Here is a 21,377-nt window from a genome sequence, read left to right as displayed (position 1 = left end):
CGAGTTTTGAGCAGAGCCTTCAAAAATTCCCCGCCTCAGGGGTGCCATGCTCATCGAACCATAGGGAAGGCCTCTTGATCAGGCCAGACCCTTGTCAGGTTTGCATCCGGTCTTCAGGCTGCCTTTTCCTTGGAAAGGCCGACCCGCAGGTCTGTCGCCCAATAGATAGTCTCGCCATCGGCCTTCAGCCAGCCATCGGCGGTGCCGAGCACCAGACGTCCACGCATCACGCGTTTGAAATCGATGCCATATTCGACGAGCTTGGTCTTCGGCGTGACCATTCCCTTGAATTTCACTTCACCGGTGGAGAGCGCCATGCCTCTGCCCGGTTCCCCGAGCCAGCCGAGGAAGAACCCGGTCAACTGCCACATGGCGTCGAGACCGAGGCAACCGGGCATGATCGGATTGCCGATGAAGTGGCACGGGAAGAACCACAAATCGGGCTTTATATCGAACTCTGCCCGTATATAGCCTTTGCCATGTTCACCGCCGGTTTCCGAAATATCGGTAATCCGATCGAACATCAGCATCGGCGGCGCCGGCAATTGCGCATTGCCCGGACCGAACATTTCGCCGCGCGCACAGGAAAGGAGTTCCTCAAACCCGTAGCTCGATTTCTGCTCTGCCATCATGTCTCCCATCGATATGTCCAGGTCGCTGACCAGCGCCCCGGTGTCTGCACATCCCTAACACGGAGTGTTTCCAACAGTAAAACCGTGCCAATAGCTTTTTCCCGGCATTTATGGCATAGGAAACGCCTATTGATCGTTGTCTTGCGACGGCATATATCAATGGAGATGCATCATGGGCAACTGCCTGCGACGCTTTTGAGCAAATTTGACACCAAGCTGACGGAACGACAGTGCACATACATTCTTCGCATGTAGCCGATATTGAGGACCGTTTGCGTCTTGCCGGACTGCGTCCGACACGGCAGCGCATTGCGCTCGCGAGCCTTATCTTTGCCCAGGGCGACCGCCATCTTTCCGCCGAGGAACTGCACGAGGAAGCGGTGGTTGCCGACGTGCCGGTCTCGCTTGCGACCGTCTATAACACGCTGCACCAGTTCACCGAGGCCGGAATGCTGCGCATTCTCGCGATCGAGGGTGCGAAGACCTATTTCGACACCAACATATCCGATCACCAGCATTTCTTCGTCGAAGGCGACAATACGGTCATCGACATCCCCAACGGACCGAAGGGGCAGCCGGTCGTCGGCAACCTGCCCGAACCGCCCGAAGGGATGGAGATCGTCAATGTCGATATCATAGTGCGCCTGCGCCGCAAGGACCACTAATCCGGGTTCTCATTGGTAGGCAATGAACAGGCGGCCCTTGGGCCGCTTTTATTTTGTCCGCTTTTGGGATGCGCAAGCGGTTCGTTTGGGTGAACCTGGAACCATGCTGTTGCTTTAATCGAATTTCTCGCCGGGATATGCGCCCCAGAGTTCAGACTGTTTCATCCAGCCGCGGACCTTGTTGATGTCGAAGCGGCACCATTCGCCGGTGCATTCCTCCACCGTCCCGATGACGCCGGGCTGTACGCGTGCGACGATGCCTGCCGTTTCGCCGGGGCTTCCATAGAGCTCCAGGAGCGCTTTGGGATCGTCTTTCTTCCACGGCGCGGCAATCGCGGTGCGCTTGCCGGAAAGCAGCGACTGGTAGACCCAGCCCTCTGTGCCGTCGGCATCGCGGATGCGGCGCCAATTGTCATATTCCTGGATGATCTCGACCGGCAGCCCGGACTTCTGGAACATCCATGAAACGGCATATTGCCGACCCGGCCCGATCCGCAGATTGACGCGGCTGGGTTTCAGGCTGACGAAGCGCGGTAGAGGCAATCCACTCGGGCCAAGCACAGTTCCGGCGGGTTCTGCGGCGGTAGCATGTTGCTGAGGAGGGACGCCAAGTGGTGCACCCATGAGAAAAAGGGAAACAACCCCGACCAGGAGAATGGGGAAACGCAGTCGAAAATCCTTGTACAAAATGCCCTCGCCGGTTCTGCCGTCACGTCTTTTGGGTGATAACCCCTGACACAATGCCAGCCCGTGTTTTTCTTTGTCTTTGGCGCGCTGCCTTGATAGACAGTCAACAGGTCCAGACAGGATTGCAGTCTGCACCCTCTTGGTTAAAGAGGTCTCAACGCGAGGCGCAAAGGGGTGGATATGTCGAGCAGAAAGAAGCCTTTGGTCTTCATTACACGGAAGCTTCCGGACCCGGTCGAAACGCGCATGCGCGAGCTTTTCGACGCCAGGCTCAATATCGACGACCGTCCAATGACCCAGCCTGAGATCGTCGCGGCCATGAAGCAAGCCGACGTTCTCGTCCCCACCATCAGCGATATCATCGACGCGGCGGTCATAGAGCAGGCTGGGCCCAACATGAAGCTCATCGCCAATTTCGGCAATGGCGTCGACAACATCGATGTCACGGCCGCCGCCAGGCGCGGCATCACCGTCACCAACACGCCGAACGTCCTGACGGAGGACACCGCGGACATGACCATGGCGCTGATCCTGTCCGCGCCTCGCCGCTTGGTGGAAGGCGCCAACGTGCTCGGCGATTCCGGCAAATGGCCGGGCTGGTCTCCGACATGGATGCTGGGCCGCCGAATCTGGGGCAAGCGTCTCGGCATCGTCGGCATGGGCCGCATCGGCACTGCCGTCGCGCGCCGCGCCAAGGCTTTTGGCCTGTCGATCCATTATCATAACCGGCATCATGTCAGTCCCCGCATCGAGGAGGAACTGGAAGCCACCTATTGGGACAGCCTCGACCAGATGCTGGCGCGCATGGACATCATCTCGGTCAACTGCCCATCGACACCGGCAACCTTCCACCTGCTTTCGGCGCGCCGGATCGCGCTGATGCAGCCGACCGCCTATCTCGTCAACACGGCGCGCGGTCAGATCATCGACGAAAGCGCGCTGATCGAGCAGATCGAACAGGGCAAGCTTGCCGGTGCAGGACTCGATGTCTTCGAGCACGAGCCCGCCGTCAACCCCAGGCTCGTCAGGCTCGCCGCGGAGGGCAAGGTGGTCATCCTGCCCCATATGGGCTCCGCCACCATCGAGGGGCGGACCGACATGGGCGATCGGGTCATCATCAATATCCGCGCCTTCGTCGATGGCCACCGTCCACCGGATCGGGTATTGCCGGATAAGATTTAGGCGGCCCCTGAATTACGGTCGTCTGATAACCGTCGGATACCCATACAGATAGGCAATGCGCTCGATGGCATCGCGCAGCGGCTCGAATGTGGTGCTCATCGTGTGGCCATTGGAATGGATCAACGTCTTTGCATCGTCCATGATCGCAACATGGCCCTTCCAGAAGACGAGATCGCCGCGCTTCAGATTGCCGTAATCGCCATCCGGTTCGACGACTGTGCCGATCGTCGCCGCCTGCATGTCGGTGTCGCGCAGCACATTTCGTCCCGCCATCAGCATGGACAGTTGCACCAATCCCGAGCAGTCGATACCGAAGCCAGACGACCCGCCCCACAGATAAGGCGTATGGAGCAATGTCTCGGCCACCGCGACGAAATCATCGCCATGCTCGCCGATCGGCCGCATGTGTCCGGCGATAACAGCCTCGCCGCTTTCGAGCGTGAGATATCGCGTGCCGCGGGTTTCCGCCTCGCCGGTGATGGCTATGCGCGAACCGAGCGATAGCGCGCGCGTGTGCGGGAAGCGCAGATCCGCCCCGGGATAGACGAAGGTGCGGGGAACGCAGACCACATGGGTCGGCTCGCCGCGCGGCCGCTCCAGCGAGAAATCGCTGACATAGCCGACATAGCCGTCGCGCAACGACCGAATCCAGCACCAGCCATCGGCCTCCTCGAAAACCTCTACGTCATCGCCGAGCAGAAGCTGTGTCTGCGGTCCGCTATCGGGGCGCGGTTCGCTGCGCACATCAACCACCGGCAGGGCGACCCGCATCGGCGTTCCCTCGGTGAAGCGTCCGGCGTCCACCTTGCCGCGCAACCGTATGTCGGCAAGATCGGGCCGGAAGGCATGAAGGCGACGGTCTAGAGCAGGATTTTGCTCTGGCATGGTCATAGCGGCAGTTCCCTCGATTTTGCGATCACCAGATCACCCAGCCTTTCGACATAAAGCGCCCCGCTTACGGTTCTCTTTATGAGTACATTGCGGCGGTCTTTCTCATCACGATGCCGTGAGACAAGCTCCATGGCGCCCATAGTGTCAAGCGCGCGGGTGATCACGGGCTTGGTCACGTCGAGCTTGGCAGCGAGCCCCCGCACCGTATGCGGCGGCGGCTCCAGATAAATGGTCAGCAGGATCGCCATCTGACGCCAGGTCAGATCGGGCATCTCATCGCGGACTTCAGCGAGAGCCACGGTCTTCAAGAGCGTCAGCGCCTGCAGCGGTTTCAGTTCGATTGGCATACGGATCCATATCGTTTCGGCTCCGTATCATTCAATCGGCTTTGACCCGCTTGCGCAAGCGGGATCAGGCGACTGGGAAGCGCTGCTTCATGAGATGGTAAAGGGCGCGTATCGCCTGCGCCTCGCCGCCCACAGGGGCTGCCGGCTTTTCCACCGGCGTCCAGCCGAAGATATCGAAATGGCTCCAGATGCGCGCCTTCTCGACAAAGCGCTTCAGGAAGAGCGCCGCCGTCACCGATCCGGCGAAGCCGTCGGACGTGACATTGTTGATGTCGGCGATGCGCGAGGAAAGCTTCGTGTCGTATGGCGCCCAGAGAGGCATGCGCCAGATCGGGTCTGCCACGGTGTGGGAAGCTTTCGCCATTTCGTCGGCAAAACCGTCGTCATCGGTATAGAAGGGCGGCAGGTCGGGGCCGAGCGCCACGCGCGCCGCGCCCGTCAGTGTCGCCATGTCGATCAAAAGGTCTGGCGCCTCCTCGTCGGCCAGCGCCAGCGCATCGGCCAGCACCAGCCGGCCCTCGGCGTCCGTATTGCCGATTTCCACACTGATGCCCTTGCGGCTCACCAGTATATCGCCGGGGCGGAAGGCATTGCCCGCGATGGCGTTCTCAACCGCCGGGATCAGCACCCTGAGCCGCACCGGCAGTTTGGCATCCATGACCATGTGGGCGAGGCCCAGCACATTGGCCGCGCCGCCCATATCCTTCTTCATCAGGAGCATGCCGCTCGACGGCTTGATGTCGAGGCCGCCGGTGTCGAAGCACACACCCTTGCCGACCAGCGTGACCTTCGGATGGCTCTGGTCCCCCCATGAGATGTCGATGAGGCGCGGCGCTTGCGAACCGGCGCGGCCGACCGCATGGATCATCGGAAAGTTCCCTTCCAGGAGTTCGGACCCTGTTATCACTGCGATTTCAGCATCATGCGTTTTTGCCAGAAGCCGCGCCTGTTCCTCCAGCGCATCCGGCCCCATATCGTTGGCGGGTGTATTGATGAGATCGCGGGCGAACCTCACACCGGCGAAAACGCGCCTTGTCTCGGCTTCATCGACGCCGACGGGCAGGACAAGAACCGCCCTCTTAGCGTCCTCTGCCTTGCGGTACCGGTCGAAACTGTAGCCTCCCATGAGAAAGGCCAGCGCCAGAAGCTCCGCATCCCCGGCATCGCCTTCGATGTGCCAGGCTCCCTCAGGCAGACCACGCGCCAGCTTTCCCGCGAGAAGCCGCGATTGACCGTCCTTGCCGGGCCTTTCCGTTCCAAACAGCGCACCCGCTATGCCGCCTGCGCCGTCGGGCACGATAACAATGCGTCCCGACTGTCCGGTGAAGCCATTCGCCTGCGCCCAGGCGGCGGCATTTTCTGGCAGCGGCAGTTTACCAAAGTCATCCTTCGTCACCAGCCAGACCGGCCGGCTTTCGGGTGTCTTGCGGGCGATAATATCGACGGGCATGCGGCGGACCTTCTTCGGCAATTGACGGGTGGAAGCACTCAAACATGGCAATTCTTAACCATCCGTTAGGGTTAACAGAATATTTCTTTCGGTAGAAATCATGTGGGGCAGCGGCTGTGGGGCCGGTTTCCGGAGGGGCGAAATATGGCGGCGATGCGGGGCGTCGGCAAACGAGGCCGTTTCATTTTGTCGGCGGCAATGATTGTGCTTGCGGCAGGCGCGGCAGGTTGCACCACGACGGACCGGACCACGACGGGATCCGTCTCCCGCGCCTCTGCTCGTCCCATCGAGCAGATGAACAGTCTGGAATTGGCGCAGGCCGTGCAGACCTATGGCTTGAGATATCAGAAGAACCCGAAAGATAAGCCTTTGGCGCTCGCCTACGCCAACGTACTCGGAATGACAGGGCGCAACGATCAGGCGCTTGCCGTGATGCGCGCGCTCGCCATCAGCTATCCGCAGGACCGCCAGGTGCTCGCCGCCTACGGAAAGTCGCTCGCCAGCGCCGGACAGTTCGAAGCAGCGCTTGATGCCGTGCGCCGTGCGCAGACGCCGGCCTATCCCGACTGGCGGCTGGTCTCGGCGGAAGGGGCCATCCTCGACCAGATGGGCGACCAGACGACAGCGCGCACGCTTTATCGCCGTGCACTCGACATCCAGCCCAACGAGCCATCGATCCTGTCCAACCTCGGCATGTCCTATATGCTCTCCGGCGATCTGAAAACCGCCGAAACCTATATGCGCAATGCTGTCGCGGCACCGGGCGCCGACAGCCGCGTCCGCCAGAACCTGGCTCTGGCCATCGGCTTGCAGGGCCGTTTCCAGGAGGCGGAAACGATCGCCCGCCGCGAGCTCTCGCCTCAGCAGGCAGAGGCTAATATCCAGTATCTTCGAGCCATGCTCGCCCAGCAGAACTCCTGGAACATGCTTAAGGACAAGCCGAAGAGCTGATCGATCGCCCGGCTCTCGCCCGAGCGGCAGGAGCCTTCACTGTCCGAAGAGGCCGCCCTGCGCGCTGATCTGGATGAAGGCGGGGCCGAGGATCACCATGAAAAGCACCGGCAGGAAGAACAGGATCATCGGCACAGTCAGCTTCGGCGGCAGCGCGGCCGCCTTCTTCTCCGCCTCCATCAGCCGCATGTCGCGGCTTTCCTGCGAAAGCGTCCTGAGCGCCTGAGCGACCGGCGTACCGTAGCGTTCGGCCTGGATCAGCGCCTGCATCACCGACTTCACCGAATCGAGGCCCGTGCGGTTGGCGAGATTCTCATAGGCCTGCCGGCGTTCCGGCAGGAACGACAATTCCGCATTGGTCAGCACAAACTCCTCGGCCAGTTCGACGGACTGTGCGCCGATCTCCTCCGCCACCTTTCGGAAAGCCGCTTCCGTCGACATGCCGGATTCCACGCAGATCAGCATCAGGTCGAGGGCGTCCGGCCAGGCGAGCTGGATGGACTGCTTGCGCTTGGAGGCACGGTTGGAAACGTAGAGATTGGGCGCATAGAATCCGGCATAGCCGCCGAAGATGCAGGCAATGATGCGGATGAACAGCGGCTGGTCGGGAAGCAGCCCGAACCCGAAGATGTAGAACGCCGTTAAAATCAGGCTGACAAAGGGAAGGACGAAGCGCAGGAACAGGAAGATGTTGAGCGGATTCTGCCCGCGAAGACCAGCATTGCGCAGCGCCGCGATGGTCTTCTCGTCGGCGAGCGCCCGCTTGAGATCGAGCCTTTCGACGAAATCGCGGATGCCCGGCTTCTGCATATGACGCAGGCCGCGCCGCCGATCGCCTTCGGCTGAGAGCCGCGCGCGCTCGCGAATGCGGATGGCGTCGCGCTCCAGCGCCACGGTCTTCATGCGCGACTTGAGCTCGCTGCCGCTGAAAAACGGCATCAACAGGGTCAGGAGCGTAGCGAAAACGGCGACGCCGACGAGCGTGGCGATCAGGAATTGCGGATTGGTCAGTTGCGTGATGAGCGAGGCCATGTCGCTATTCCCGTCTACATGGTGAAATTGATCATTTTTCTCATGATCAGGATGCCGATCGTCATGAGCACGGCGGAGATGCCGAGAAGCAAATGGCCCGTCTGGCTGGTGAAAAGCACGAGGATGTATTGGGGGCTCGAAAGATAGACGAGTAGCGTGACGATGAATGGCAAAGCGCCGATGATGGCTGCGGAAGCTTTGGCTTCCATCGACAGGGCATTGACCTTCGCCTTCATCTTCTTGCGGTCGCGCAACACACGGGAGAGATTGCTAAGCGCTTCTGACAGATTGCCGCCGGCTTGTGATTGAATCTGGATGACGATGGCAAAGAAATTAGCCTCGGGGCAAGGCATGGAGTCAGGCATCTTTGCCGTGGCCTCCGGAATGGAGAGACCCATCTGCTGCGATTCGACGATGCGGCGGAATTCAGCTCGCACCGGCTCGCGCGCTTCGCTGGCGATCAACCGGAGCCCGTCATTGAGCGGCAGGCCCGAGCGCACCGAGCGGACGATCACGTCGAGCGCGTTGGGGAACTCGTTCAGGAATGCCTTGATGCGGCGGCTGCGCATATAACCGACAAACCACCGGGGCAAGCCGAACGCGCCCGCAAGGAATATGCCTGGCGCAAGGAGCATCGGCACGCCGAGAAAGATTGCGATGACGGTAAACGTCACCGCGGCGATCACGGAATAGATATAGAACTGCCGCACGGTGATATTCAGCCCAGCCTGCGCTAGGAACATGCGCAAAGGCGGTGATTTCTGGCTCTTTTCCCGCTGCTTTTGCCTGCTTTCCATATCGTTCAGATTGTCCTGAAGGGTTTTGCGTCGGCGCTGCACCTCGGCGACGCGGTCGCGGTCGGCCTTTTTCCGGGAGACGGTGGTTGCCGATTGCTTGACACTGTGGAGCCGGCGGTCCCTGGCTTTGTCTTCGGCGATCCTGTCGTAAAGTATGACATAGACGAGCGCCGCCGCAGCGATGGCCGCAAGAAGCGCGAAGGCAACCGCCGATCCACTGAAACCGAACATCAGCGCCTCTCGTTTTTCATGATGCCTGCTTTTCCATGGCATCGAGAGCAGCGGCAAGGCGCTGCTCTTCGTTGTAATAACGGGCGCGGTCCCAGAAGGCGGGCCTGCCGATGCCGGTCGAGACGTGCTCGCCGATGATCTTCCCCTGAGCGTCCTCGCCCTTGATGTCGTAGAGAAGCAGATCCTGCGTGATGATCACGTCGCCTTCCATGCCGACCACTTCGGTTATGTGCGTGATCCGCCGCGAGCCGTCGCGCAGGCGGGCCGCCTGGATGATAATGTCGACCGAACCGACGATGATCTCGCGCACGGTCTTCGGCGGCAGGGTGAAGCCGCCCATGGCGATCATTGCCTCGATGCGGTTCAGGCACTCGCGCGGGCTATTGGAGTGGATGGTGCCCATCGAGCCGTCATGGCCTGTATTCATCGCCTGCAACAGATCAAACACCTCCGGTCCGCGCACTTCGCCGACGATGATGCGCTCGGGCCGCATGCGCAGGCAGTTCTTGACCAGATCGCGCATGGTCACCTCACCCTCGCCTTCCAGATTGGGCGGGCGGGTTTCGAGCCGCACCACATGCGGCTGCTGCAATTGCAGCTCCGCCGAATCTTCACAGGTGATGATGCGCTCGTTCGCGTCGATATAGCGGGTCAGGCAGTTGAGAAGCGTCGTCTTGCCCGAACCGGTGCCGCCTGAGATGACCACATTGCAGCGCACCCGCCCGATGATCTGCAGGATCTCCGCGCCATGCGGCGAGATCGCGCCGAAACGCACGAGCTGGTCGAGCGTCAGCTTGTCCTTCTTGAACTTGCGGATGGTCAGCACCGCGCCGTCGATGGCGAGCGGCGGAGCGATGACGTTGACGCGCGATCCGTCGGGCAGGCGCGCATCGCAGATCGGGCTCGATTCGTCGACGCGGCGGCCCACCTGACTGACGATGCGCTGGCAGATATTCAAAAGCTGCTGATTGTCGCGGAAGCGAATGCCGGTTTCCTGCACCTTGCCATCCACTTCGATATAGGTCTTGCGCGCACCATTGACCATGATATCGGCGATGTCATCGCGCGCCAGCAGCGGCTCCAGCGGACCGTAACCCAGAACGTCGTTACAGATGTCGTCGAGCAGTTCCTCCTGCTCGGAAATCGACATGGCGAAATTCTTGATGGCAATGATGTCATTGACGATATCGCGGATTTCCTCGCGCGCAGCGTCGGCCTCCATCCTGGAAAGCTGCGAGAGGTCGATTGTGTCGATCAGCGCCGAAAAAACCTGGCTTTTCGTCGTGTAATAGCTGTCGCTCTTTTCGCGCATCTGTGCGCCCGACGCCGGCGGATGAACCAGACGGGGTGCTGCAGCCATGCCGCCCGGCTCGACCACAATTGCCGCGCTGGCGAGGCTCGGCATCATGCCCTGTACCGCCCCTGGCATGGCCGCCGGTGCTGGTGCAGGTGCGCCAAGCGGGCGGAAATTTGCTTCCACGCGCTTTCCGCCGTCATTGCCTCTCTTGCCAAACATCGTTTATTCCACCGTCCTATTCGTCATTTCTTGCGCGAAAGCCTGTCGAAAAGGCTCGTCAGCCCGCTTTTCCTGCGGCTTTTCACCTCGCTGCGCCCGGTCAGGATATGGGCGATCTCGGAGATGCTCTGCACGGCGACGTTTGCGGAATCGGTTTCGCCCAGCATGCGGCCATTGTTGGCGGCATTGCCGAAAAGCTGCGGATCGAAGCCGATCAGCGCAATGGGTTCGATGCCCAGCGGCTCGGCAAAGTCCTCAGGTGAAATCTCGGGCCGCTTCGGCACACCGATCTGGTTGAGGACGAGACGCGGCGGCGCGTCGTTGGGCCGTAACTGGTTCAGCGTGTCGATCAGGTTCTTGGCATTGCGCAGGCTGGCGAGCTCCGGCGCAGCCACGATCACCACCTCGTCGGCACGGGCAAGAGTCATGCGCGTCCAGCCGTTCCAGCCATGCGGCACGTCGAGGATGACATGCGGAGCCGAACGCTGCGCCACGTCGATCAGATTGGCGAAGGCGTCTTCGCCGAAATCGAATGTCCGGTCCAGCATGGAGGGTGCGGCGAGCAGCGACAGATGATCCGTGCACTGCGCCAGCAGGCGGTCGAGATAGACCTCGTCGATCCGCTCCGGGGAAAACACCGCATCCGCGATACCCTGTGCCGGGTCCTGGTCGAAATTGATGTTGGCGGTGCCGTAGGGGAGATCCATGTCAGCGATGACGACATCGTTTTCGAACTGGGTGGAGATCGCCCATCCGACATTGTGGGCGATGGTCGATGATCCGACACCGCCCTTGGCGCCGATGAAGGCCAGTGACCGGCCGAGCGGAGCCGCTTCCGGAGCGATGAAGATGCCTGAGATGATGGCGATGATGTCGGCGAGCGAGACAGGCGCCACGATATATTCGGAAATCCCGCGGCGGATCAGTTCGCGATAAAGCCAGACATCGTTGGAATGGCCGATGACCAGTACCTTCGAGCCTGGATCGCACACTTCCGAAAGCCGCGCCAACTGGTCGAGCAGCGCGCGCGGTGCGGCGGAGGATTCGATGATCATCAGGTTGGGCGTTGGCGCAGTCTGGTAGAATTCCACCGCTGTCTGGACGCCGCCCATGTGGACCTTCAGATGGGTCTTGGCCATGCGGCGGTCATCGCCCGCCCTTTCGATCGGCTTGGCGACACCGTCCGTCTCGCAGAATGCCTGGATGGAAATGCGGGGAACCGGCCGCAGCGACTGCATGATTTCGATATTTTCCTGCCGGAGAGGATCCGGTGTTTCGTCGTTTTCATGGGCCAGGCTGTTCATCGTTCGATTCCGTCGCTTGATCAGTACTCGGCTTGCCGGCTGCGCGGTTCCCGCCAGACGTCGCTTACGCTCTGTGAATTGTCCTGATAGTCGCCGATCACATGGCCGCGTCGCGTGGCGTCGATCTCGCCGGGCGCGCGTGGTCCGAGCAGGTCCGCCGGATTGGCGATCTGGGCCGCCAGATTGTTCTGGTTGGCGCAGCCGAAATTGGCATAGTGCCTATTCTCGGCCGTGTTGAGCAGATCGTCCGGCCATCTGCCGCAAGGGCCGGTCGCGGCGGTCATAGCGTAATAGCTGAGGCGTATGGGAGCGGCCGCATCGGGCGGCTGCACCGCATAGGTCTCCGTCGCGATATTGCCTGGGCGCACTCCGCCTCTGCGCAGCACTGCGGCGATATCCGTGCTCAGCCGGTATGCCGCCGCCTCGTTGGGCGATCCTGACGGCAGCATGATGTAGATCATGCCGGAGCCGTTAGCGCGGTAGTTGACGAGCGCGTTCTGCACGATGCTGCGCTGGCTGCCCTTAAGGCGTCGGTCGGCCTGGCTCACCGGAATATCCACCGCTTGCTCGCGCTCGGCGATGGTGATCGGGTGATTGGTGCGATAGTCATCCGGGATCGAGCCGACGGTCATCTCCTGGCGGCTTGCGCAGCCGGAAACAAGCGCGGCAGCGAGCAGGAGCACGGCGGTAGGAGAAGATAGGGGTTTGGGCATCACCGCATTCCTCGCTTATTTGTAGATGTAACCGACGGCGCCGTGGTAGCGGCCGGGCGGCAGTTGAGCCTGGGTTGTGCCGTAGACACGATTGACGCGGCCGAGGATGTAGCCGGCCGCATCGCTCGCCGCCGCCAGATTGTCGTCGGGGCGGGCAAGCTGCGTGCGTGCCACGGGGCGCACCAGATAGGGCGTGATCAGGATGACCAGTTCGGTCTCGTTGCGCACGAAATCGCGGCTGCGGAAAAGCGCGCCGAGAACCGGGATTTTTGAGAGCCCGGGATATCCCGAGATCGCCTGCCGGGTTTCGTCGCGAATGAGCCCGGCGATCATCATCGAGCCGCCCGACGGCAACTCGACGGTCGTGTCGGCCAGCCGCTTGCGCAGCGAAAGGATATTGCCGGATGGGCCCGATATGCCGCCGCTCATGGCGATGGACGATTCGAGGACGGGCTCGGAAACGGAGGTGCGCACTTTCAGGCTGATGCGGCCGGGAGAGAGCACCACCGGCATGAATTCGAGGCCGATGCCGTACTCGATCTTCTCATGCGTGATGACGGGCCTTTCCTTGCCCGTAACGTCGTTGACCTCGACGTCCTGGCCACTGATAATATTGTATTCGCCGCCGACCTTGAAGACCGCCTTTTCACCGGAGATGGCCGTCAGCGTGGGCTCGGCCAACGTCTTCATCACCCCCGCCAGTTCCATGGCGTTAAGATAGGCGCTGAGGGTTCCGCTGCCGAACTGGCCTGTGACAGCAGCGCCGGAATTGCTGATTGCCTTGCCGACGAAGCCGGCGATATTTTCCGAAATGCCGCCATAGCTGATGCCGTTGGCACTTCCCGATCCGATCATGTTGACGCCGAGCTGTTTCATCACCGAGCGGTTGACCTCGGCCACCGTCACCTTCAGCGTCACCTGGTCCTCGCCGGTGATCTTGATCATGTTGACGATCTTGCTGGCGCGACGTTCCGAATCAGGATTGTTGATATCGACGCCGCCGCCGTCGGTCGGCGCAGAGGCCGTGGTCGCGTACTGACCGGTCGTAGCCTCGCCACCCGATACGAACAGCCCTGCCAGCTTGGCGGCCTGCGCCGCGTCCTGGGGCGTCTGCACCGTTCCGGTCAAAACCACGTTGTCGTTGATCAGCTCGACGGTGATCTCCGATCCGGGAATATATTTTTTCAGATAGTGGTTGAGGCCGGTGACATCGCGCTCGATCTCCAGATCGAGGCTGGCGATCTGCTCGCCATTCGGCCCGAAGACGAATATGTTGGTCTGGCCGACCTGTTTACCGAAGAGATAGATGCGCCGCGCCGTGCGCGTTACCGCATCCGCGACGTCAGGATTGGCGACCAATATGTCATAGGCGTCGCGCGGCAGGTCGATGACGATGGATTTGTTCAGGCCGAGCTTGACGCGTTTGGACCCGCCATTCTGGCCCGCGAGTTGCACGACATTGCTTTCGGCACGGGTCTGCGGCACTAGCAGGCCGGTCGCCGCCGTTGCGAACAGCGCCGTGCCGGCGGCCAAAAGCCGGGCGAAGCGCGTTGCGGAAATTCCGTGATTGCCGCCCCGGATAGACAAAATGCCCCCCATGGTGATCATCGTGCTCCCACTTCCGTCACGGTTCCCGATTTGATGAGTTTCACGGTTCCGCGCCGCCCGGGCGCCGAAACGAGATAGTCGGCCTCTTCGCCCGCCGGCTCCTGGGCGTCATGCGTCGAGCGCAGCGCGAGGCTCAGCCGGTCCGCCATCTGTTGGGCGACGATGATGATTTCCGCCTGCTGCGGGGTCAGTTCCAGCGTAGCCGTCTGGCCGACGATGACCTTGTTGCCTTTTTCGTCTTCCTGGATGGCCTGGTCGATGGCCAGAACCCGAATATTCTGCAGGATGGTTTCCGTCAGGAAGGCCGGACCTGAATTGCCGGTCTCCTGTCTGCGCCGTGTCATGATGACATCGACGAAATCATTGGGGAGGATGAAACCGCCCGCCGACGTATCGGCCGAAATCTGCGTCGCCACGGCGCGCATGCCCGGCGGCAGCATCGAAGACATGAAGCTCTGGCCCGGACCGATCAGCTTGGCCTTGCGGATAGGCTCGCCGGCCATGAGCTGCAGCCGCACGGTCGATCCCTTGAGATCGCCAATGGCCTGCGGCTCGGCGTCGCGCGTGATATAGCCGTCGCTGATCGCCTCGGCCGGCCAGGGCTGCCAGCGCAATTGGTCACGCACCTCGGCGCCGACGCCGAGATTTTCGGTGGCGACGAGAACATCCTGCAACTGGATCTGCGGTACAGGCGCGACGGTTTCCACGACATCAGGCGGTGCCGCCGTCATGTTCATCGCTATAATGCCCGCGCCCGCGGCAGCCATGGCCGCTACGGCCAAAATGACCAGTCGTGCTGATTTCATTGGTCCCACCCCGCACAAACGTGCCCCAAACACGTAGGCACGACCATGCAGCGGGAATCGTGTAATTATGGTTAATTTAATCTTATGACGGGGCCGAAAAGATCAGCGGTTCAAAGCGACGAAAGCCGCCCGAGAACCCATATGCCCAATACCGATTGCGGAAAGGTGAGAAGACCGGCCGCGCCCAGCGCGATGCCATAGGGAATGCCGATATCGTGCTGCGCCAGACGGCGCATGAATTCGAAACGTCCTGCGACGACCGCCATCGGCGATCCACGATAGGCGAGGATTGCCAGCGTCAGCATGCCGCCGAGCACGGATGCGGTGAAGAGATAGCTTACCAGGCTGGTGTTCAGGCCGAACCACAGTGCGGTCGCCGCCATCAGCTTGGCATCGCCCCCGCCTAGGGCGCGCATGGCGAAAAGGCCGAACGTTAGTGCCAATACGACAAATCCGGCGGCGAAATGCATGACGTAGACATCCCAACCCATGCCGGTCAGCGGCGCGAGAACGGCGAATGCGCCGACCAGGATCAGCGAAACCCGGTTCTGGATGGTCATCGACAGAAGATCGGAGATCGCGGCGAAGACCATCGCGAACGGAAATATGACGAGAATGGCCGCTTCGATCATTGCTTCCCCCAAAGCCAGTTGCAAAGCCTATTGCATTACGTCTGACACACGTGTCACGACGTAGTCGAACTGTCCTTCCAAGCTGGCTGAAAGCTGCAGTAGCCCGGCAAGAATGGCGACCGATACGAGCGCGCCGATCAATCCGTACTCTATTGCGGCTGAAGCAGTCCGGTCACAGAGGAAGCGTTTGAGAACAAGCATCGGATGCGATTTCCTTTAAACGCAACGACTTTCATGGATTAACCGCCCAAGGGATCGGGCGGTTAATCTGATTAGGCTGAATTAATCGGCGGCCGGGACTGCGACTGCGCCATCAAGCGTTTCAGAGATGCCTTGCAACTTCGAGTCGATGCTTGTGCCGAGGGTCGTTGCGCCGCCGATGATGGCGACAGAAATAAGCGCAGCGATCAGGCCGTATTCGATGGCGGTTGCGCCGGATTCATCCTTGGCGAAACGTGCGAAAAGGTTCTTCATGATTTTGGCTCCTAAGATCTTTGTTGGTACAGCACTCCGTCAACCGTTTTTGATCTCGTTGATCGGATGACCGGAACCTAGGGGCGCAGGATTGCAATCGCCTTAAAGAACACGATTAGGAAAAGGTAAATCCGCGACTTGCTGGGGTTTGGTTAATTCAACGGAAATATTTTCCAGTCGTTTTTAAGTAATGCCGCGGCGCTGTTTCATTCCACGATTTGCCCGCGAGGAAATGCGCTCGAATATTGATCCGGCCACCGGATAAGCGCCGATCTGGCCTGTCGCCGCTTAATCGTTCCTTCACCAATCTCCTTCATTTTCAGGCAGGGATTTGCCGGGGCGGGAGTATCCAAGTGTCATATAGAGGCCGATACGATCTGGGGCGCGCGATATGGGCGGCGTCGGCCCTTCTCATGGCGCTGTTCGCAAGTTCCGGCGGCGCTGCGGCCGATGAGGACATCAAGCTCGTCACCAATCAGGCCCGAATTCTTCGCCTGGCGCGTCCTGCCGATACGGTGGTCATCGGCAATCCGGCGATCGCCGACGCGGTCGTGCAGGATTCAAAAACGGTGGTTCTGACCGGCAAGGGCTTCGGCGTCACCAATATCGTCATCATGGATGCGGACGGCGCCGCCATCATCGACGACCAGATCGTCGTCAGCCGCGACGATTCCAGAACCACGCGGGTTTATCGCCGCGCGGACCTGCAGATGCTGTCCTGCACGCCATATTGCGAAAACGCCTATCAGGGCGACGGCGCGGTCAACTGAAACGTTCCGCCTCATCATGGTTAATGGACCTTAAAGTCTTTCCCTCGAATTTGCTTTCGCTCCCAAACGGGAAAGCAAGATATCCGTGCCTATGATCCCGGCCATATAAGGGGCCCATATAAGGGGCAGTGGGATAGTGGGACATGTGGGACGCAAATTTTGCGGCGGAGCCGGAAAATAAGCCATCAATTCGGCTGAAGACGTTGCTGCACGCCTTCCGGCGCGACCGGAGCGGCACGACGGCGATCGAATTCGCGGTGCTGATCTTTCCCTTCTTGCTTCTGATCTTCTCGGTCATCGAGATATGCGTCAGCTTCATGGGACAGCAGCTTCTCTCCGACGCGACCGACAGGATAGCCAGGCAGTTGCGCACCGGCGAATTGAAGGCGACTGATGTGGCGGGCGGCAATCTGCACGATTTGATCTGCGATCGGCTCGCAATTTTCGTTCCGTCAGGCTGCCCCGAGCTCACAGCCAATCTGCAAACCTATCCGAGCTATTCCATCGTGCCGAAGAGCGACATCATCGATGCCGCGGGCAGGCTGAGAGGTGGCGATATCGTCGATCCTGGCGGGCCGGGGTCTATCAACCAGCTCAACGTGCTTTATCGCTGGCCTCTGCTCACCGACATCATGCGCCGGCAAATGAATAGCACGGGCGACGGAAAACTGCCGCTGTTCGCAACGAATACCTGGCAGAACGAACCTTTTCCTGGCGAATGAAAAGCATCTGCGGATCGAGGGGGAAATCAAAATGCTGATTGGACAGGGGCAGGGGAGTGCGCTTGCCGATATTGTTAGCCGGTTCAGGAAAGATAGATCCGGTGCCGCAGCGGTGGAATTCGTCCTGGTCGCACCGCTCATCATCCTGGTCTATCTCGGCGCCGTCGATCTCTCCGAGGCCATCGAGACCAACAAGAATGTCAGCCGGGCTGCTGGCATCATCGCCAATATCGTCGCTGCCCAGCAATATGATGTAACCAGAGACCGGCTCGACGATATCGTCCAGATCGGTGAAGCGACGCTTTTCCCCTATGATCGCGACAAGCCCGGCATCAAGATTACCGCCATCAAAGTTGACCCGGCCCAGCAGAACAATCCGCCCGCCACGATTGACTGGTCTTACGCCAGCGGCAAGCTGTCGAAGGATGAGGCGGGTGCTATGATCGATATCCCGGATTCCTTCCGGACCGCTGGCAGGTTTCTGATCAAGGTCGAAGTCGCCTTGGCCTACGTGCCCATCACGACCTGGGGGATGGGCAACATCGTGTCAGTGAATGGCGGTCTTCCCATGGCGGAAACCTATTATTTCGAGCCGATCAACTCGACCGTCATCGCTTGTACGAATTGTTGAAAACAGCCCGCATATTCTAAAGCTCTTTTGCCTGACCCGTTATGGCCGAAAGCATCTTGAGCGGCAGGCGGTAATCATCCGTGCCGACAGCAACGAACCCGCCGCCATGGACGCGGTCGAGAAGATCATAAGTCTCTGGATCGCGCGTGGAGAGGGAAACGAGGAATCGGCGCAGGATGAGCTTTGCCTCCGGTGCGAGATTGGCACGCACCGCATGCGGCCCGTAGCGCAGAAGCGAGGATTCCCAGGCGATCCGATAGCCGTCCTTAGCGAGTCCTTGCCTGGTCAGCCTTGATAGCGTTCCGCCCCGAGGCTGCCTCTCGTTCCCGCTGGCCGGCACCCAGCCGAAAAAGCCGTCGATCTTGCCCGAAGCGAATAGTTTTTCGGCATTCTCGGTGGAGCCTGCGTTGATGAAATTATCGCGGACGACGGGTGTATCATTGCCTGCGAGCATATAGGTCGAGATCGGGATGAATCCCGATGCCTTGGCCGCATCGCCCGGCAGCGCGATATGCGCGCTCTTCAGATCCTTTTCATCGACGCCCTTTCGTAACAACAGGATCGACCGGATGCCGAGTGAACCGTCGACGCCGACGGGAGCAACCAGAGGCTCGACGCATTCGCAGGCGGCGTATGCGGCCGCATAAGCGGCGGCGGTCTCCATCGCATAATCGATGCGTTCGGTTGCCTGGGCGTCGATCAGAGCTGGAATATCCCGCAGGATCACCAGTTCGACGGGCATGCCCAGCGCTGTGGCGTAGGCAGACTTCAGCCGGGCGATTTCAGCGGGATTGAGCTCGGTGATGCGCGGTGCCGCAACGCCGATGCGAAAGCGTCCCATATCCTTGCGCCAGTTGGTCTGGGAACTGGCCAGACGGTCCCCCAAGGGATCGGAATGAGCAGAACCGCTGAGACCCATGACGGCGAGAACGCCGAGCAATATCGTTCTGGAAAGAACACGGGCTGAAAGCATAAAAAAACCCCCGTTGGTTGCCCACTGGTTGTGTGTTGCCCACTTGGAGTTTTTTAATGCGTTGTTTGTCCCTGGCGCGATTGTGCCCGTGCAGACCCTAACAAAGCGTTAATTTGGATCGAGTGGCGTTTACCATGCGCGATATCTCGGCAGGTGGTTTGTCTTCGGGCAGGTTTTCTCCTATCTGTATGCCCAACAATGGAAGAAAATTGCGCATGGCTCGGGTCTTTCTTTTCGTACTTGATTCTTTCGGCATTGGCGGTGCGCCGGATGCCGCAGAGTTCGGAGATGTGGGGGCCGATACGCTGGGCCATATCGCCGCCGCCTGCGCGACCGGCGCTGGTGATCGGGACGGATTGCGCAGTGGCCCGCTCACCCTTCCCAACATGAATGCGCTCGGTCTTGCCCGGGCGGCGGAACTGGCAACGGGCAAAATTCCCGCAGGGCTTGACGGCTCTGTGATGCCTGATGGGCTGTGGGGTGCTGCGCAGGAGATTTCGCGCGGCAAGGATACGCCCTCCGGTCATTGGGAGATCGCCGGCGTCCCAGTATCCTTCGACTGGGGATATTTTCCCCAAACCTTGCCGGCCTTTTCCGCCGATCTGCTTGAAGAGATTGCCCGCCGCGCGGAAATCCCCGGCACGCTAGGCAATTGCCACGCCTCCGGCACCGATATCATCGAGCGCTTCGGCGAGGAGCATATCCGCACCGGCAAGCCGATCTTCTACACATCGACCGATTCCGTTCTCCAGATCGCCGCCCACGAGGCGCATTTCGGCCTGGAGCGCCTTTATGCGCTGTGTGCCATCGCGCGCGAACTGGTCGATCCGCTCAACATCGGACGCGTCATTGCCCGGCCTTTCATCGGAGAAACAGCCTCGACATTCGAACGCACCGGCAATCGCCGCGACTATTCGGTGCCGCCACCGGAGCCGACCGTCCTCGATCGGCTGACGCAAGCCGGGCGCAATGTCATCGGTGTCGGCAAGATCGGTGACATTTTCGCCCACAGGGGCGTGCCCGATATGCGCAAGGCCAACGGAAATATGGCGCTGTTCGATGCGACGCTTGAAGCGATAAGCCAAGCCCGCGATGGCGATCTCGTCTTTACCAATTTCGTCGATTTCGACATGCTCTACGGCCATCGCCGCGACGTGCCGGGCTACGCCGCCGCCCTTGAGGCCTTCGACCGCAGGCTACCGGAGGTGCTGGCGCTGATGAAACCCGGCGACCTTCTGATCCTGACGGCTGATCATGGCTGCGATCCGACCTGGAAAGGCACCGACCATACACGTGAGCGCGTGCCCGTGCTGGTGGCGGGGGCTGGTCCCATAAAAGCGGGAGCAGGCTCGCTCGGCATCCTGCCGACCTTTGCCGATATAGGCGAGACCGTCGCGGCTCATCTCGGGCTGCCCGCCGGCAAGCACGGCACGAGCTTCCTCAAAGGTGTGGCGCAAGATGCCTGAACTGCCTGAGGTGGAGACGGTCCGGCGGGGGTTGCAGCCGGTCATGGAGGACGCGCTGCTTGTATCTGTCGAGCAGAACCGCGCCGATCTGCGCTTTCCCTTTCCCGAGCGCTTCGCCGAAAGATTGGCCGGCCGGCGCATTGAGGCGCTGGGCCGACGCGCGAAATATCTGACGATCCATCTCCAGGGCGATCTCTCCATCATAAGCCATCTCGGCATGTCGGGTTCCTACCGCATCGAACTGGACCACGAGAGGGACGCCCCCGGACAGTTTCGTCACGATCGCTCGAAGAACATGCTGCATGACCATCTGATCATGAACCTCGAGCGCAAGGACGGCGGCACGGCGCGCATCATTTATAATGATCCCAGGCGTTTTGGCTTCATGCTTTTGGCGGAGCCCGGAATGCTGGACAGCCACCCGATGCTGAGCGGGCTCGGGATCGAGCCGACAGGAAACGCGCTGAGCGGCGAATTGCTCGCAGGTCTATTTTCAGGCAGGAACACGCCACTCAAGGCGGCTCTGCTCGATCAAAGGCTGATCGCCGGCCTCGGCAATATCTATGTATGCGAGGCGCTGTGGCGCGCCGGCCTTTCGCCCGTTCGCAAGGCCGCCACCATCACCACTTCAGGGGCGCGCAAGACCGCCCGGGCCGATGCGCTTGCCTTCGCGATCCGTGACGTCATCGCCGATGCGATCGCAGCTGGAGGATCGAGCCTGCGCGACTATGTCCAGGCGGATGGCTCGCTCGGATATTTCCAGCACAGTTTTTCCGTCTACGGCCGCGAAGGCGCGTCTTGTCCGCGACCGGGCTGCGGCGGCACGGTGGAGCGCATCGTGCAAAGCGGACGCTCGACGTTTTTCTGCGCCCGCTGCCAGAGTTGATATCATTGCCC

The 21,377-nt window shown here is 60.7% G+C and carries 24 protein-coding genes; 8 read left to right on the top strand and 16 right to left on the bottom strand.

Features of this window, described 5'->3' with window-relative positions; translation table 11 throughout:
• Positions 1–113 precede the first annotated feature (113 nt).
• Positions 114–629, bottom strand: coding sequence for a 3-hydroxyacyl-[acyl-carrier-protein] dehydratase FabA (gene fabA / locus DUT91_RS06240; RefSeq protein ID WP_114439478.1), 516 nt, complete (start codon positions 627–629; stop codon positions 114–116).
• 233 nt (positions 630–862) lie between these two features.
• On the opposite strand from fabA, the gene irrA reads away from it, so the two are divergent.
• The gene (irrA, locus tag DUT91_RS06235; protein ID WP_114439477.1) at positions 863–1,297 is read left to right on the top strand and encodes an iron response transcriptional regulator IrrA; all 435 of its coding nucleotides are present in this window, start codon (positions 863–865) and stop codon (positions 1,295–1,297) included.
• 114 nt (positions 1,298–1,411) lie between these two features.
• Here the strand turns inward: irrA and DUT91_RS06230 are convergent, their stop codons facing one another.
• The gene (locus tag DUT91_RS06230) at positions 1,412–1,984 is read right to left on the bottom strand and encodes an SH3 domain-containing protein (protein WP_425373752.1); all 573 of its coding nucleotides are present in this window, start codon (positions 1,982–1,984) and stop codon (positions 1,412–1,414) included.
• A gap of 180 nt (positions 1,985–2,164) precedes the next feature.
• Between DUT91_RS06230 and DUT91_RS06225 the strand changes: the two genes are divergently transcribed.
• Positions 2,165–3,166 (top strand): 2-hydroxyacid dehydrogenase, encoded by a 1,002-nt coding sequence (locus DUT91_RS06225; protein WP_114439476.1) that lies wholly within the window; start codon positions 2,165–2,167, stop codon positions 3,164–3,166.
• 12 nt (positions 3,167–3,178) lie between these two features.
• Here DUT91_RS06225 and DUT91_RS06220 read toward each other — a convergent pair whose 3' ends face one another.
• From DUT91_RS06220 to DUT91_RS06210, 3 genes are all read right to left on the bottom strand, one after another.
• Entirely contained in the window at positions 3,179–4,051 is an 873-nt protein-coding gene (locus DUT91_RS06220; RefSeq protein WP_114439676.1) for a C40 family peptidase, read from the bottom strand.
• Between the two features lie 2 nt (positions 4,052–4,053).
• A complete protein-coding gene (locus tag DUT91_RS06215; protein ID WP_114439475.1) occupies positions 4,054–4,404 on the bottom strand; it encodes a MarR family transcriptional regulator in 351 nt (116 codons plus the stop codon).
• Between the two features lie 64 nt (positions 4,405–4,468).
• Positions 4,469–5,854 (bottom strand): leucyl aminopeptidase family protein, encoded by a 1,386-nt coding sequence (locus DUT91_RS06210; RefSeq protein ID WP_114439675.1) that lies wholly within the window; start codon positions 5,852–5,854, stop codon positions 4,469–4,471.
• A 144-nt stretch (positions 5,855–5,998) separates the two neighbouring features.
• On the opposite strand from DUT91_RS06210, the gene DUT91_RS06205 reads away from it, so the two are divergent.
• Positions 5,999–6,805, top strand: a complete 807-nt coding sequence (locus DUT91_RS06205; RefSeq protein ID WP_425373751.1) for a tetratricopeptide repeat protein — start codon at positions 5,999–6,001, stop codon at positions 6,803–6,805.
• A 36-nt stretch (positions 6,806–6,841) separates the two neighbouring features.
• Here the strand turns inward: DUT91_RS06205 and DUT91_RS06200 are convergent, their stop codons facing one another.
• The 10 genes from DUT91_RS06200 to DUT91_RS06155 all read right to left on the bottom strand — a co-directional run bounded on the left by DUT91_RS06200 (position 6,842) and on the right by DUT91_RS06155 (position 15,918).
• Positions 6,842–7,837, bottom strand: coding sequence for a type II secretion system F family protein (locus DUT91_RS06200; protein ID WP_114439474.1), 996 nt, complete (start codon positions 7,835–7,837; stop codon positions 6,842–6,844).
• A gap of 14 nt (positions 7,838–7,851) precedes the next feature.
• A complete protein-coding gene (locus DUT91_RS06195; protein ID WP_114439473.1) occupies positions 7,852–8,865 on the bottom strand; it encodes a type II secretion system F family protein in 1,014 nt (337 codons plus the stop codon).
• A gap of 16 nt (positions 8,866–8,881) precedes the next feature.
• Entirely contained in the window at positions 8,882–10,381 is a 1,500-nt protein-coding gene (locus DUT91_RS06190) for a TadA family conjugal transfer-associated ATPase (protein WP_114439472.1), read from the bottom strand.
• A gap of 23 nt (positions 10,382–10,404) precedes the next feature.
• Positions 10,405–11,685 carry a CpaE/TadZ family protein gene (locus tag DUT91_RS06185; RefSeq protein ID WP_114439471.1) on the bottom strand — a complete coding sequence of 427 codons (1,281 nt, stop codon included), beginning with the start codon at positions 11,683–11,685 and terminating at the stop codon, positions 10,405–10,407.
• Between the two features lie 20 nt (positions 11,686–11,705).
• Entirely contained in the window at positions 11,706–12,398 is a 693-nt protein-coding gene (locus DUT91_RS06180; RefSeq protein WP_114439470.1) for a CpaD family pilus assembly protein, read from the bottom strand.
• 15 nt (positions 12,399–12,413) lie between these two features.
• Positions 12,414–13,997, bottom strand: a complete 1,584-nt coding sequence (locus tag DUT91_RS06175; RefSeq protein ID WP_114439673.1) for a type II and III secretion system protein family protein — start codon at positions 13,995–13,997, stop codon at positions 12,414–12,416.
• Positions 13,998–14,002: 5 nt separating this feature from the next.
• Positions 14,003–14,812: a Flp pilus assembly protein CpaB gene (gene cpaB / locus DUT91_RS06170; RefSeq protein WP_114439469.1), complete on the bottom strand. Its 810-nt coding sequence runs from the start codon at positions 14,810–14,812 to the stop codon at positions 14,003–14,005.
• 110 nt (positions 14,813–14,922) lie between these two features.
• Complete coding sequence (locus tag DUT91_RS06165; protein WP_114439468.1) at positions 14,923–15,444, bottom strand: A24 family peptidase; 522 nt, start codon at positions 15,442–15,444, stop codon at positions 14,923–14,925.
• Positions 15,445–15,471: 27 nt separating this feature from the next.
• The gene (locus DUT91_RS06160; protein ID WP_114439467.1) at positions 15,472–15,645 is read right to left on the bottom strand and encodes a Flp family type IVb pilin; all 174 of its coding nucleotides are present in this window, start codon (positions 15,643–15,645) and stop codon (positions 15,472–15,474) included.
• A gap of 81 nt (positions 15,646–15,726) precedes the next feature.
• The gene (locus DUT91_RS06155; protein ID WP_114439466.1) at positions 15,727–15,918 is read right to left on the bottom strand and encodes a Flp family type IVb pilin; all 192 of its coding nucleotides are present in this window, start codon (positions 15,916–15,918) and stop codon (positions 15,727–15,729) included.
• A 413-nt stretch (positions 15,919–16,331) separates the two neighbouring features.
• Here DUT91_RS06155 and DUT91_RS06150 point away from each other — a divergent pair, with 413 nt between their 5' ends.
• The 3 genes from DUT91_RS06150 to DUT91_RS06140 all read left to right on the top strand — a co-directional run bounded on the left by DUT91_RS06150 (position 16,332) and on the right by DUT91_RS06140 (position 18,041).
• Positions 16,332–16,688 (top strand): pilus assembly protein N-terminal domain-containing protein, encoded by a 357-nt coding sequence (locus DUT91_RS06150; protein WP_114439672.1) that lies wholly within the window; start codon positions 16,332–16,334, stop codon positions 16,686–16,688.
• A 143-nt stretch (positions 16,689–16,831) separates the two neighbouring features.
• Positions 16,832–17,410 carry a TadE/TadG family type IV pilus assembly protein gene (locus tag DUT91_RS06145; RefSeq protein WP_114439465.1) on the top strand — a complete coding sequence of 193 codons (579 nt, stop codon included), beginning with the start codon at positions 16,832–16,834 and terminating at the stop codon, positions 17,408–17,410.
• Between the two features lie 31 nt (positions 17,411–17,441).
• The gene (locus DUT91_RS06140) at positions 17,442–18,041 is read left to right on the top strand and encodes a TadE/TadG family type IV pilus assembly protein (protein WP_114439464.1); all 600 of its coding nucleotides are present in this window, start codon (positions 17,442–17,444) and stop codon (positions 18,039–18,041) included.
• Between the two features lie 16 nt (positions 18,042–18,057).
• Here DUT91_RS06140 and DUT91_RS06135 read toward each other — a convergent pair whose 3' ends face one another.
• Positions 18,058–19,014, bottom strand: a complete 957-nt coding sequence (locus DUT91_RS06135; protein ID WP_114439463.1) for a PhnD/SsuA/transferrin family substrate-binding protein — start codon at positions 19,012–19,014, stop codon at positions 18,058–18,060.
• A gap of 215 nt (positions 19,015–19,229) precedes the next feature.
• Between DUT91_RS06135 and DUT91_RS06130 the strand changes: the two genes are divergently transcribed.
• A complete protein-coding gene (locus tag DUT91_RS06130) occupies positions 19,230–20,480 on the top strand; it encodes a phosphopentomutase (RefSeq protein ID WP_114439462.1) in 1,251 nt (416 codons plus the stop codon).
• A complete protein-coding gene (gene mutM / locus DUT91_RS06125; protein ID WP_114439461.1) occupies positions 20,473–21,366 on the top strand; it encodes a bifunctional DNA-formamidopyrimidine glycosylase/DNA-(apurinic or apyrimidinic site) lyase in 894 nt (297 codons plus the stop codon). The genes DUT91_RS06130 and mutM overlap by 8 nt, the downstream gene beginning before the upstream one ends.
• Positions 21,367–21,377: the final 11 nt, after the last annotated feature.

Origin of the sequence: Paramesorhizobium salinisoli, from assembly GCF_003335045.1 — a bacterium.
In the GTDB taxonomy this organism is placed as follows: domain Bacteria; phylum Pseudomonadota; class Alphaproteobacteria; order Rhizobiales; family Rhizobiaceae; genus Paramesorhizobium; species Paramesorhizobium salinisoli.
The sequence above is the reverse complement of the archived record's forward strand: the minus strand, read 5'-3'. Positions and strand labels throughout refer to the sequence as shown.